The 12,021-nt window shown below is 72.2% G+C and carries 14 protein-coding genes; 9 read left to right on the top strand and 5 right to left on the bottom strand.

Annotated elements, in window-relative coordinates; all coding sequences use genetic code 11:
- Window positions 1-4 precede the first annotated feature (4 nt).
- The 4 genes from QSK30_RS15945 to QSK30_RS36885 form a co-directional block, all read right to left on the bottom strand.
- Window positions 5-691: a phosphoadenylyl-sulfate reductase gene (locus QSK30_RS15945; RefSeq protein ID WP_285503578.1), complete on the bottom strand. Its 687-nt coding sequence runs from the start codon at window positions 689-691 to the stop codon at window positions 5-7.
- A complete protein-coding gene (locus QSK30_RS15940) occupies window positions 688-852 on the bottom strand; it encodes an Insertion element protein (protein ID WP_285503576.1) in 165 nt (54 codons plus the stop codon). The genes QSK30_RS15945 and QSK30_RS15940 overlap by 4 nt, the downstream gene beginning before the upstream one ends.
- A complete protein-coding gene (locus tag QSK30_RS15935; protein WP_285503574.1) occupies window positions 849-2,543 on the bottom strand; it encodes a nitrite/sulfite reductase in 1,695 nt (564 codons plus the stop codon). Before QSK30_RS15935 ends, QSK30_RS15940 begins: the two co-directional genes overlap by 4 nt.
- Before the next feature lie 113 nt (window positions 2,544-2,656).
- Entirely contained in the window at window positions 2,657-2,743 is an 87-nt protein-coding gene (locus QSK30_RS36885) for a putative leader peptide (protein WP_352231580.1), read from the bottom strand.
- Between the two features lie 121 nt (window positions 2,744-2,864).
- On the opposite strand from QSK30_RS36885, the gene hemW reads away from it, so the two are divergent.
- Window positions 2,865-4,079 carry a radical SAM family heme chaperone HemW gene (gene hemW / locus QSK30_RS15930; protein WP_285503573.1) on the top strand — a complete coding sequence of 405 codons (1,215 nt, stop codon included), beginning with the start codon at window positions 2,865-2,867 and terminating at the stop codon, window positions 4,077-4,079.
- Here the strand turns inward: hemW and QSK30_RS15925 are convergent.
- Window positions 4,032-4,682 (bottom strand): TetR/AcrR family transcriptional regulator, encoded by a 651-nt coding sequence (locus tag QSK30_RS15925; RefSeq protein ID WP_285503571.1) that lies wholly within the window; start codon window positions 4,680-4,682, stop codon window positions 4,032-4,034. The two genes, hemW and QSK30_RS15925, sit on opposite strands and share 48 nt — an antisense overlap.
- Before the next feature lie 59 nt (window positions 4,683-4,741).
- Here QSK30_RS15925 and QSK30_RS15920 point away from each other — a divergent pair, with 59 nt between their 5' ends.
- The 8 genes from QSK30_RS15920 to QSK30_RS15885 all read left to right on the top strand — a co-directional run bounded on the left by QSK30_RS15920 (window position 4,742) and on the right by QSK30_RS15885 (window position 12,003).
- A complete protein-coding gene (locus QSK30_RS15920; RefSeq protein ID WP_285503570.1) occupies window positions 4,742-5,947 on the top strand; it encodes a cytochrome P450 in 1,206 nt (401 codons plus the stop codon).
- 74 nt (window positions 5,948-6,021) lie between these two features.
- Window positions 6,022-6,531, top strand: coding sequence for a nucleotidyltransferase domain-containing protein (locus QSK30_RS15915; RefSeq protein WP_285503568.1), 510 nt, complete (start codon window positions 6,022-6,024; stop codon window positions 6,529-6,531).
- 100 nt (window positions 6,532-6,631) lie between these two features.
- Window positions 6,632-6,913: a HEAT repeat domain-containing protein gene (locus QSK30_RS15910; RefSeq protein WP_285503567.1), complete on the top strand. Its 282-nt coding sequence runs from the start codon at window positions 6,632-6,634 to the stop codon at window positions 6,911-6,913.
- A gap of 91 nt (window positions 6,914-7,004) precedes the next feature.
- Window positions 7,005-8,027, top strand: coding sequence for a heat-inducible transcriptional repressor HrcA (hrcA, locus tag QSK30_RS15905; protein ID WP_285503565.1), 1,023 nt, complete (start codon window positions 7,005-7,007; stop codon window positions 8,025-8,027).
- Between the two features lie 90 nt (window positions 8,028-8,117).
- Window positions 8,118-9,281, top strand: a complete 1,164-nt coding sequence (gene dnaJ / locus QSK30_RS15900; RefSeq protein ID WP_285503563.1) for a molecular chaperone DnaJ — start codon at window positions 8,118-8,120, stop codon at window positions 9,279-9,281.
- The gene (locus tag QSK30_RS15895) at window positions 9,278-10,012 is read left to right on the top strand and encodes a 16S rRNA (uracil(1498)-N(3))-methyltransferase (protein ID WP_285503561.1); all 735 of its coding nucleotides are present in this window, start codon (window positions 9,278-9,280) and stop codon (window positions 10,010-10,012) included. The genes dnaJ and QSK30_RS15895 overlap by 4 nt, the downstream gene beginning before the upstream one ends.
- A 450-nt stretch (window positions 10,013-10,462) precedes the next feature.
- The gene (locus QSK30_RS15890; RefSeq protein WP_285503560.1) at window positions 10,463-10,810 is read left to right on the top strand and encodes a histidine triad nucleotide-binding protein; all 348 of its coding nucleotides are present in this window, start codon (window positions 10,463-10,465) and stop codon (window positions 10,808-10,810) included.
- A gap of 128 nt (window positions 10,811-10,938) precedes the next feature.
- The gene (locus tag QSK30_RS15885; RefSeq protein WP_285503558.1) at window positions 10,939-12,003 is read left to right on the top strand and encodes a PhoH family protein; all 1,065 of its coding nucleotides are present in this window, start codon (window positions 10,939-10,941) and stop codon (window positions 12,001-12,003) included.
- The last annotated feature ends 18 nt before the right edge of the window (window positions 12,004-12,021 follow it).

Genomic DNA, 12,021 nt, shown 5'->3' with positions numbered 1-12,021 from the left:
TTCCTCACCCGTGCAATCCGCACTCGGTCTTGGACTGTCCAGCCCAGCGGCCGCTGCGGGCGTCCTGGCCCGGCAGCGGCTTGGCGGTGCACGGCGCGCACCCGATCGACGGGTAACCCAACTGCACCAACGGATTCTCCAAGATCCCGTGCTCGCCGATGTAGTGGTTGAACTCCTCGTCCGTCCACGGCGCGATCGGGTTGACCTTCACCAGGCCGTTGCGCTCGTCCCACTGCACGATCGGGGTGTCCGCCCGCGTCGGCGCGTCCACCCGCCGCACGCCGGTCACCCAGGCGTCGTAGTTCGACAGGGTCTCGCGCAGCGGCACCACCTTGCGCAGGAAACAGCACTGCGCCGGATCGGTCTTGTTCAGCAGCCCGAACTCCGCCTCTTGGTCGGCCACCGACCGCGTGGCCGCCGCATTGACGATGCGCACCTCGGGATAGACGACGGCCACCGCGTCGCGCGTGCCTATCGTTTCTGGGAAATGGTAACCGGTCTCCAGGAACAAAACGTCTATGTCGCGCTTGGCCCGGTAGGCCAGGTCGATCAGGACGGCGTCCTGCATGTTGGAGGCGACGATGAACCGCTCGCCGAACGTCGCCGCGGTCCAGGCCAGGGCCTCGGCGGCACTGGCACCGGCCAGTTCCGCCTCGGCCCGCCGCGCCAAGTCCTGCATTGTCGTGCTCATCGGCTCGCTTCCCCTGTCGAGTTGGTGAGATTGAGTCCCACGAACTTCACAGTGAAAACCCGCCGGCAGCCCGTGCAGAGCCAAGCCGCGTGCGGCTCTTCCTGTGGGCGCAGGTCCTCGTCTCCACAGTAAGGGCAATAGAAGGGAGTTGCGCGGCTCATCGCAGATCATTTTCTTCCGCGCGCGCGACCCATTGTGGGAATCGCTCGTCCGATTCCCGCTTGGCCACGTAGTTGCGGACCACCCGCTCCACGTACTCGGGCAGCTCAGCGCTGGTGACCTTGTGCCCGCGCAGCTTGCGGCCGAACCCGGCGTCCAGGCCGAGACCACCGCCCAGGTGCACCTGGAAACCCTCGACCTGGTTGCCCGCGTCATCGGTGACGATCTGTCCCTTGAGCCCGATATCCGCGGTTTGGATCCGGGCGCACGAATTCGGGCACCCGTTGATGTGCACCGAGATCGGCGCGGTGACCGCCGCGGTGATGTCGGTGAGGTCCAGCTCGAGCTTGGTGACCAGGTCCAGCGCGCGGGCCTTGGTCTCGACGATGGCGAGCTTGCAGAACTCGATACCGGTGCAGGCCATCACGCCGCGCCGCCAGGGCGACGGGTCGCTCGCCAGGCCCAGCTTGGCCAGCTCCAGCCGCAGCCCGGCCACCTCGTCCTCGGCCACGTCGAGCACCACGAGCTTCTGCTGCGGGGTGAACCGCACCCGGGTCGAGCCCGCCCGCTCGGCGGCCTTGGCCACCTCGACCAGCACCGAGCCGGACACCCGGCCCGCCACCGGCGCGACGCCGACGTAGAACTTGCCGTCGCGCTGCCGGTGCACGCCGATGTGGTCGTACGGCGTCGCGGGCACCTCGGGCGCCGGGCCGTCGATCAGCTTGCGCCCCAGGTACTTCTCCTCCATGACCTCGCGGAACTTGGCCGCGCCCCAGTCCTTGACCAGGAACTTGATCCGCGCCCGGTGCCGCAGCCTGCGGTAGCCGTAGTCGCGGAACACGCTGATCACCGCGCCGTAGACGTCGGCGACCTCCTCGACCGGCACCCAGGCGCCGAGCCGCTGGCCGATCATCGGGTTGGTGGACAGGCCACCGCCGACCCAGACGTCGAAGCCGGGGCCGTGCTCGGGGTGCACCACGCCGACGAAGGCGATGTCGTGGATCTCGTGGGCGATGTCGGGCAGCCCGGAGACCGCCGACTTGAACTTGCGCGGCAGGTTCGAGAACGCCTTGTCGCCGATGAACCGGCGCTTGATCTCGTCGATCGCGGGCGTCCCGTCGATCACCTCGTCCTGGGCGATGCCCGCGACCGGCGAGCCCAGGATGACCCGGGGGCTGTCGCCGCAGGCCTCCATCGTGGTCAGGCCCGCGCCCTCCAGCTTGGCCCAGATGGTCGGCATGTCCTCGACCCGGATCCAGTGGTACTGGATGTTCTGCCGGTCGGTGATGTCGGCGGTGTCGCGCGCGTAGGTCTGCGACACCTCGCCGATCACGGTGAGCTGCTCGGTGGTGACCGCGCCGCCGTCGATGCGGATGCGCAGCATGAAGTACTCGTCGTCGAGCTCCTCGGGCTCCAGCGTGGCCGTGCGGCCGCCGTCGATGCCCGGCTTGCGCTGGGTGTAGAGCCCGAACCAGCGGAACCGGCCCCGCAGGTCACCCGGGTCGATGCTGTCGAACCCACCCTTGGCGTAGATGTTCTCGATGCGCTCCCGCACGTTCAGCGGGTTGTCGTCGCGCTTGGACCGCTCGTTCGGATTCAGCGGCTCGCGGTAGCCGAGCGCCCATTGGCCCTCGCCCCGGCGCGCGGGCGGGCGCTTGGCCGGGGACTCGCTGGGGGGTGTGGTGGGAGACACCGGTGGTTCCTCCGGGGTCGGGGCGCTCGGGCGCACCGCGGGGAACCCCGGCGACGTTGCGGGGGATCAGGCGGCGCGCTCGACGCCGGCTGAATGCGACTGGGCGACGGCGGTCAGCTGGGCTGACGGCACATCGCGCTGGACACGCGCTGGAAGTCCACGTGGCGGCGGGCCACCAGGAAGACCACAGTCGCGGACATGGGGCTCAGCGTGCCACGCGTCCACGGTGTGGTCCATCGCCATCCGCATGCTGGGACGGGGCGCCCGGGGCTTGCGCCCGCGTGGTCGAAGTGCCGTCGCCGACCTGCGAGGATGGTCCGCGTGGCCTCCACATTCCCAACGGGTGAACCGGCACCGACCGACGGCGCGCTGCCCCCGGCGGCGCTGGCCGGGTTGGGCACCCGCCCGTTCGGCGTCTACGTCCACGTGCCGTTCTGCGCCACCCGCTGCGGGTACTGCGACTTCAACACCTACACCCCGGGTGAGCTGGGCAGCTCCGCCTCGCCCGCCTCCTGGCTCGAGGGCCTGCGCCGCGAGCTCGACCTGGCCGCCCACGTGTTGGGATCGGCGCCGCGGGTGGACACCCTGTTCGTCGGCGGCGGCACGCCCTCGCTGCTCGGCGCGGACGGCCTGGCCGAGGTGCTCGACGTGGTGCGCGCCACGTTCGGCCTGGCCCCGGGCGCCGAGGTGACCACCGAGTCCAACCCGGAGTCGACCTCCACCGCGTTCTTCGCCGGGCTGGCCGAGGCGGGCTACACCCGAGTGTCGCTGGGCATGCAGTCCGCCGCCCGGCACGTGCTGGCGGTGCTCAACCGCACCCACACCCCCGGCCGCGCGGTCGAGGCCGCCCGGGAGGCGCGCGCGGCGGGCATCGGGCACGTCAACCTGGACCTGATCTACGGCACGCCGGGGGAGCGCCCCGAGGACCTCGCCGCCTCCCTGGACGCGGTGCTGGAAGCGGGGGTGGACCACGTGTCCGCCTACGCGCTGATCGTCGAGGAGGGCACCGCGCTGGCCCGGCGGGTCCGCCGCGGCGAGCTGCCTATGCCCGACGACGACGTGCTCGCCGACCGGTACGAGCAGGTCGACGCCGCGCTCACCGCGGCCGGGCTGACCTGGTACGAGGTGTCCAACTGGGCCGCCTCCGACGCCGCCAGGTGCAGGCACAACCTGGGCTACTGGCTCGGCGGCGACTGGTGGGGCGCGGGCCCTGGCGCGCACAGCCACGTCGGTGGCGTGCGGTGGTGGAACGTCAAGCACCCGGCCAAGTACGCGGCCACGCTCGCCGACGGGCTCTCCCCCGCGGTGGGGCGCGAGGTGCTCACCCGCGACGACCAGCGGATCGAGCGGGTCCTGCTGGAACTGCGGCTCGCCGAGGGGCTACCGGTTGACGCGCTCGACGCGCCCGCGGCCACCGAGGCCGCGGCCGCCGTCCACGACGGCCTGCTCGACGGACCCGCCCTCGCCGCGGGCCGCTGCGTGCTCACCTCACGGGGCCGCCTGCTGGCCGACGCGGTCGTCCGCAGGCTCACCTGAGCCGGGCAGCAACCCGGCGACCATCCGGCGGATGACCTCGCCGTACTCCGCGCGCAGCCGGGGCTGGTCGGCGGGCGCGGCGTGCGCGAGGCCGTGGCCCGCGGCGCCCATCGCGCAGAAGGTGACCTCGGTGGTCACCAGCAGCGGCAGCGGGTCGATCCGCCCGGCGGCCAGCAGGTCGCGCAGGATGCCCTCGATGGTGCCGTGCGCGTACTTGGCCTCGACCGCGTGCCAGTCGTGCCAGCCCAGCGCGATCGGGCCCTCCAGCCAGACGACCCGGCTGTAGACCGGGTCGACGCACTGGTCCAGGAACGCCTCCAGCGCCGCCATCGCCCCCGCCCACGAGCCGGGCGCGGTGGCGTACGCGCCGCCGATCCGCGCGGTCGCCTGCACCTCCAGCTCGTCGAGCACCGCCCCGAACAGCGCCTTCTTGCTGCTGAAGTGGTGGTAGACCGCGCCCCGGGTGGCCTGGATGTCGGCGGCGACGTCCTCCAGGCCGGTAGCGCGGAAGCCGTCGGTGGCGAAGCGAACGGTGGCGGCGGCGACCAGGGCCGCGCGCGTCGCGTCGGAGTACTGCTCCCGGCGGCTCTTGACGGCGGACATAGGCTGGGACCCTACTGACATACACTGCGTATGTAACCAACACAGGGCAGGTGACGTGCATGTCAGCGGTGTTGTTCAACCCGTTCGCGCCGGGGTTCACCGACAACCCGTACCCGCACTACCGGGAGCTGCGGGACACCAACCCGGTCCAAGATCACCCGTTGGGGTTCTGGGTGCTGTCCCGGCACGCGGACGTCACCACCGTCCTGCGCGCGGGCCTGTCCGCCGAGACCCGCCACCTCGCGCCGAACCCGACCAGGGACGCCATCCAGGACGCCGTCGGCTCCGAGCCGTGGCGCAGCGGCGGCCGCTCGATGATCGACCGCGACCCGCCCGACCACACCCGCCTGCGCGGCCTGGTGGCCAAGGTGTTCACCCCGCGCGCGATCGCCGCCCTGGAGCCGCGGGTCACCGAGCTGGTCGACGGCGCGCTCGACACCCTCGCCGCCCAGGGTGGGGGAGACCTGGTGGAGGAGCTGGCGTTCCCGCTGCCGTTCACGGTGATCAACGAGATGCTCGGCATGCCGCCCACCGACGCCGACCGGGTCCGGGCGCTCAGCGGGTTGCTGGTCCGCTCGCTGGAGCCGCTGACCGACGTCGAGCTGGCCCGGCGGATCCGCGACGCCGACCACGAGCTGAGCGCGCTGGTCCGCGAGGTGATCGCCTGGAAGCGCGCGCACCCCGCCGACGACCTGCTGACCGCGCTGGTCCAGGCCGAGAGCGAGGGCGACAAGCTCACCGACGACGAACTCGTCGCCCAGGTCGTGCTGCTCTACGTCGCCGGCCACGAGACCACGGTGAACCTGGTCTCCAACGGCGTGGTCGCCCTGCTGCGCAACCCCGACCAGCTCGCCGCGCTGCGGGCCGACCCGGAGCTGGTCGGCAACGCCGTGGAGGAGCTGCTGCGCTTCGACAGCCCGGTGCAGTCGAGCAGGCGGATCACCGTGGCGCCGTTCGAGGTCGGCGGCCGGGAGATCCCGGCGGGCACCTTCGTGATCGCCAACCTCGCCGCGGCCAACACCGACGAGCGGTTCTGGGGACCCGACGCCGCCGAGCTCCGGCTCGACCGCGCCAACGCCCGCAACCACGTCTCCTTCGGCGCGGGCCCGCACCACTGCCTGGGCGCCGCCCTGGCCAGGTTGGAGGGCCGCGTCGCCATCGGCGGGCTCGTCCAGCGCTTCCCGGACCTGGCCCTGGCCGGCCAGGTGGTCTGGAACGGCCGGATCAACCTGCGCGGGGCGGAGAAGGTGCCGATCACCGTGTAGGCCGTGGTCGCCCGCAGCGGTGCGGACCGGAAATCCCGTGGTGCCCGCGCCGCCGGGCGCGCCATGATCCGGGTGTGGACGACCAGCTCACCGCCATCGCCGAGGTCGTGGACCTCGCCGAGTGGCTCGACGTGCCGGTGTGGCTGCGCGGCGGCTGGGCGGTGGACTTCTTCCTCGGCCGGGTCACCCGCCCGCACCTCGACGTCGACTGGTTCGCCCACACCGAGCACGCCGACCGCCTCGTCGCGGCCCTGCTGGACCTCGGCTACGCGCACCTCGACAAGGTCCCGCGCGACCAGCAGGTCGACCTGGTCCGCGGTGACGTCGAGCACGGCATCGCGCTGCTGGGCCGCGATCCCGCGGGGGCGCCGGTCGTCCCGGCCGGGCCCTACGCGGGCGAACCCTGGCCGCTCGACCTGCTCGACTGGCCGCCGGTCGAGCTGCACGGGATCCGGTGCCGCGTGGTGCACCCGCGGGCCCAGGTGGAGATCAAGCGGATGATGCCGGAGTGGGTCCCGGGCACGCGCCGCCGCGCCAAGGACGCCGCGGACATCTCCTTGCTGACCGCCGCCCTGGACGCCTGAGCCGGGACCTTCGACCCGGATTCGCCGTACGGCGTATCTGGCCGCGCCGCCCGTCCTCTTGTTGGCATCCCCCCTGCCCCCACCCCGAGGGAGTCGCCCGATGCCGGTCACCCTGCAGGACCTACGACAACTCCTGGACAGCGCCGACGTCGACTTCACCGACGCCGCCGAGCTCGGCCCGGCCGCCCTGCCGCACCTGGCCGAACTGGCCACCCACGCCGACACCGTGCTCGCCTGCAAGGCCGTCTACCTGGCCAGCGTGATCGGCGGCCCGCGCTCCACCGAGATCATCCTCGACGCCGCAGGCCACGACGACCCGATCATCCGGATCGCAGCCTCGGCGGCGCTGCGCAACCAGGAGCAGGCGGGTCGCGCGGGCTGAACCGCGCCCGAATCGTCCGAGCACCCGCCGCGCTCCGTAAACTCGGCGGTGGCTCCGCTGGGTGGGTGCGCACGGATGAGGGAGGTGGCCGGTGGTCAACGCCGACGAACGCCGGTTCGAGGTGCTGCGGGCCATCGTCGCCGACTACGTCAGCAACCACGAACCGGTGGCCTCCAAGGCGATCGTGGAGCGGCACAACCTCGGCGTCTCCAGTGCCACGGTGCGCAACGACATGGCCTCGCTGGAGGAGGACGGCTACATCACCCAGCCGCACACCAGCGCGGGCCGCATCCCCACCGACAAGGGCTACCGGCTCTTCGTCGACCGGCTCAGCGAGGTCAAGCCGCTCAGCTCGGCCGAGCGCCGGGCCATCCAGTCCTTCCTCGAGGGCGCGATCGACCTCGACGACGTGATGCGCCGCAGCGTCCGGCTGCTGGCCCAGCTGACCCGGCAGGTCGCGGTGATCCAGTACCCGACGCTGACCACCTCGACGGTCCGGCACGTCGAGCTGGTCGGCATCACCCCGGCCCGGCTGATGATGGTGCTGATCACCGACACCGGCCGGGTGGACCAGCGGATGGTCGACCTCGGCGACGTGATCACCGACGAGTCGCTGTCCCGGCTGCGCGGGGTGCTCAACTCGACCCTGGCGGGCAAGCGGCTCACCGACGCCGCGGCCAGCGTCGCCGAGCTGCCCGAGAGCGCGCCGAGCGAGCTGCGCGAGATCATGACCCGGGTGGCCACCGTGCTGGTCGAGTCGCTGGTCGAGCACCCCGAGGAGCGGCTGGTGCTTGGCGGTACCGCCAACCTGACCCGCAGCGCCGCGGACTTCCCGAACTCGCTGCGCCAGGTGCTCGAGGCGCTGGAGGAGCAGGTCGTGGTGCTCAAGCTGCTGGCCGCCACGGCCGACCCGGGGACCATCACGGTGCGCATCGGCGAGGAGAACGAGGCCGAGGAGATGCGCAGCACGTCGGTGGTCTCCATCGGCTACGGCACCCGTGCGACCCTGCTGGGTGGCATGGGGGTCGTGGGGCCGACCAGGATGGACTACCCCACCAACATCGCCGCGGTGCGCGCGGTGGCCAACTACGTCGGAGAGATCCTCGGTCAGTAAGAGGGTCACGGGCAACGTCGCTCGACAGGCAGCGCTCTACAGGCAACAACGTGTCCCCGGGGTGCACCCGGGGCAGGAGGACTGGACACGGTGGCGAGGGACTACTACGGCACTCTCGGGGTGCGGCAGGACGCGACCTCTGAGGAGATCAAGCGCGCGTACCGCAAGCTGGCGCGTGAACTGCACCCGGACGTGAACCCGGACGAGGCCGCGCAGGCCCGCTTCCGCGAGGTCACCGCCGCCTACGAGGTCCTCTCGGACCCGCAGAAGCGCAAGATCGTCGACCTGGGCGGCGACCCGCTGGGCACCCCCGCGGGCGGTGGCGGCGGCCGCGACCCGTTCGGCGGCGCGGGTTTCGGCCTGGGCGACATCATGGACGCCTTCTTCGGCGCGGCAGGCGGTGGCGGTGGGGCTCGCGGCCCGCGCAGCCGGGTGCAGCCGGGCTCGGACGCGCTGCTGCGCATCCAGATGACCCTCGAGGAGTGCGCCACCGGCGTCAGCCGGGAGATCGCGGTGGAGACCGCCATCCTGTGCGACCTGTGCCGCGGCTCGGGGTGCGCGAAGGGCTCGTCGCCGATCACCTGCGACACCTGCGGCGGCCGCGGCGAGGTGCAGTCGGTGCAGCGCTCGTTCCTCGGCCAGGTCGTCACCGCGCGCGCCTGCCCGACCTGCCGCGGTCTGGGCGAGGTCATCCCCGAGCCGTGCAGCCAGTGCGCGGGCGAGGGGCGGGTGCGCGCCCGGCGGACGATCACCGCGAAGATCCCGCCGGGAGTCGCCGACGGCATGCGCGTGCGCCTGTCCGGCCAGGGCGAGGTCGGTCCGGGCGGTGGCCCGGCGGGCGACCTCTACGTCGAGGTCGAAGAGCTGCAGCACGCCACCTTCGAGCGGGCGGGCGCCGACCTGCACTGCACGCTGCGGGTGCCGATGACCACCGCCGCCCTGGGCGCGGTGCTGCCGCTGGACACCCTCGACGGTCCGGTCGAGCTGGAGCTGGAGCCGGGCACCCAGCCCGAGACCGAGCTGGTCATGTCCGGTCGCGGCCTGCCCCGGCTGCGCTCCACCGGCCGGGTCGACGGCCGCGGCGACCTGCACGTGCACATCGAGGTCGAGGTCCCGACCCGGCTCGACGCCCGGCAGACCGAGCTGCTGCGCGAGCTGGCGGTCCTGCGCGGCGAGGAGGAGCACACGCTGGCCTCGGCCAACGGCCGCGCGGGCGGGCTGTTCTCCCGGCTGCGGTCGCGCCACACCCGATGACCCTGGCGCTGTTCCTGGTCGACGCGCTGCCCGAGGGGGCCGGGTTCACCCTCGACGGCCCGGAGGGCAGGCACGCCGCGGCCGTGCGCAGGCTGCGCGTCGGCGAGGAGCTGCTGGTCTCCGACGGCCGCGGCCGGGTCGCCCGCTGCGCGGTCTCGGTGGCGGGCAAGGACTCGCTGGAGTTGGCGGTCGTCGACCGGTGGGAAGAGCCCCCGCCGTCGCCGCGCGTGGTCGTGGTGCAGGCACTGGCCAAGGGCGACCGCGGCGAGCTCGCGGTGGAGCTGGCCACCGAGGCGGGCGTCGACGCGGTGGTGCCGTGGCGCGCCGCGCGGTGCGTGGCGAAGTGGGACGACGGCCCGCGCGGCGCCAAGGCGCTGGAGCGGTGGCGCGCCACCGCGCGGGCGGCGGCCAAGCAGGCCCGGCGCCCCTGGGTGCCGGAGGTGGCCGAACCGGTGGGGCTGCCCGGTTTGCTGGCGCTCGTGCAGGTGAGTGCGCTGGCGCTCGTGCTGGAAGCCGGTCTCGCCACCCGTCTGGCCGAGGTCCCGTTACCCGAATCGGGTGATCTTGTGGTGGTGGTCGGGCCAGAGGGCGGGATCACCGAGGAAGAGCTGCGAGCCCTTGAACAGGCCGGTGCCAGGCCGGTTCGACTCGGACCGTCCGTTCTGCGCACTTCCACGGCCGCCGCGGTCGCGCTGGGCGCGTTGGGTGCGCTCACAGCACGCTGGCGCTAGCCCATCCCAAGGTTTAATCTATATCCGCAAAGCGTTTCAAGTTATCCGAAGCGCATTCACTCGACTACCGCCGGACACCTCCCCCCTCGGTCCGGCGGCGCCGCGCGAGGCGGTGGGGCGACCCCCAGGCTTCACCGCCCGCGCGGCTTCCTGCCCCGTCGTCGAAGCTCCGCTTCTTCGCCGAGGGGACGCGTGTCTTCCCGGGGGCCGAGCCCCCGGACCCCCACGGTGCGTTCGGCGGCGGTTCCAGCGTGGTTCGCTCGGGCCTCGCGGCCCTCACATCGAGTGCGCAACCGATGAGTTGGTTTCAGTCGGGCCTGGCGGCCCTCACATCGAGTGCGCAAAGAATGAGCTTGTTCGCTCGGGCCTGGTGGCCCTCGCACCGGGTCTGCGACCGATGGCTTGGCACCAAATGGGCTTGCTGGTGGGTGAGGCCACTAATCTGCGTCCATGAGCGCCTCGGACTGCCTCTTCTGCAAGATCATCGCCGGTGACATCCCCTCGACGGTCGTCTACCAGAACGACACCGTTTACTGCTTCCGCGACATCAACCCCCAGTCGCGCGTGCACGTTCTCGTCGTTCCGCGCGAGCACCACGAGGACGCCCGTGAACTCGCGGGCGACCCGAAGCTGCTCGCCGAGGTTCTCCTGGCGGGCGCCGAGGTCGCGCGGGTCGAGGGGATCGACGAGTCCGGCTACCGGTTCGTGTTCAACACCGGTGACGACGCCTGCCGCACCGTCTTCCACGCGCACCTGCACGTGCTCGGTGGCGAGCAGCTCGCAGGCTTCGGTCGCTGAGGTTTCTCCGGTGCGCACCGTCGGTGGCGAGGACTAGCATCAGGGCTACCAGCTCAGAGAACCGCGCGACGGCAGTCAGGTCTCAACGGCAGTCGGGCCAACAGCAGAGAAGGCAGGACCGAGCGCACGTGACGGGTACCGCACCGGGGGGACACCCCCGTTCCCCTGCCGCTCAGACCGCGGACGCCCAGTCCCGGTTCGCCATTCCCGAGGGTGCCGCGCTGGGCCTGCTGGGCTCGCGCGACGAGAACCTCCGCTTGGCCGAGGACCTGCTCGACGCCGACGTGCACGTGCGCGGCAACGAGGTCACCCTGTCCGGCGCCCCGGCCGACGTGGCCTTCGCCGAGCGGGTCTTCGCCGAGCTGGTCACCCTCGCGGGCCGCGGCCAGCAGGTCGGCCCGGACACCGTCCGGCGCACGGTGGCCATGCTCTCCGCGGGCACCGTCGAGTCGCCCGCCGAGGTGCTGAGCCTGGACATCCTGTCCGGCCGCGGCCGCACGATCCGGCCCAAGACGCTCAACCAGAAGCACTACGTCGACGCCATCGACGCCAACACCATCGTCTTCGGCATCGGCCCGGCGGGCACCGGCAAGACGTACCTGGCGATGGCCAAGGCGGTGCAGGCGCTGCAGGCCAAGCAGGTCAGCCGGATCATCCTGACCCGGCCCGCGGTCGAGGCGGGCGAGCGGCTGGGCTTCCTGCCCGGCACGCTGTTCGACAAGATCGACCCGTACCTGCGCCCGCTCTACGACGCGCTGCACGACATGATCGACCCCGAGGCGATCCCGCGGCTGATGCAGGCGGGCACGATCGAGGTCGCCCCGCTGGCGTACATGCGCGGTCGCACGCTCAACGACGCGTTCATCATCCTGGACGAGGCGCAGAACACCACGCCCGAACAGATGAAGATGTTCCTCACCCGGCTGGGGTTCGGTTCCAAGATCGTGGTCACCGGCGACATCACCCAGGTCGACCTGCCCGGTGGGCAGCGCAGCGGCCTGCGGGTGGTCCGGGAGATCCTCGGCGACGTCGACGACGTGCACTTCGCCCAGCTGACCAGCAGCGACGTGGTCCGGCACAGCCTGGTCGGCGCGATCGTCGAGGCCTACGAGCGCTGGCAGGTCGTGCAGGAGGACGCCGAGGCCGCCCGCCCCGGCCCGGTGCGCGCCGGGGGCAGGCGACAGGGCCGCTAGGGCGACCAGGGACAATGG

It is taken from the genome of Actinokineospora sp. NBRC 105648, from assembly GCF_030269645.1.
Lineage (GTDB): Bacteria > Actinomycetota > Actinomycetes > Mycobacteriales > Pseudonocardiaceae > Actinokineospora.
This window is presented reverse-complemented; position numbering and strand designations above follow the sequence as displayed.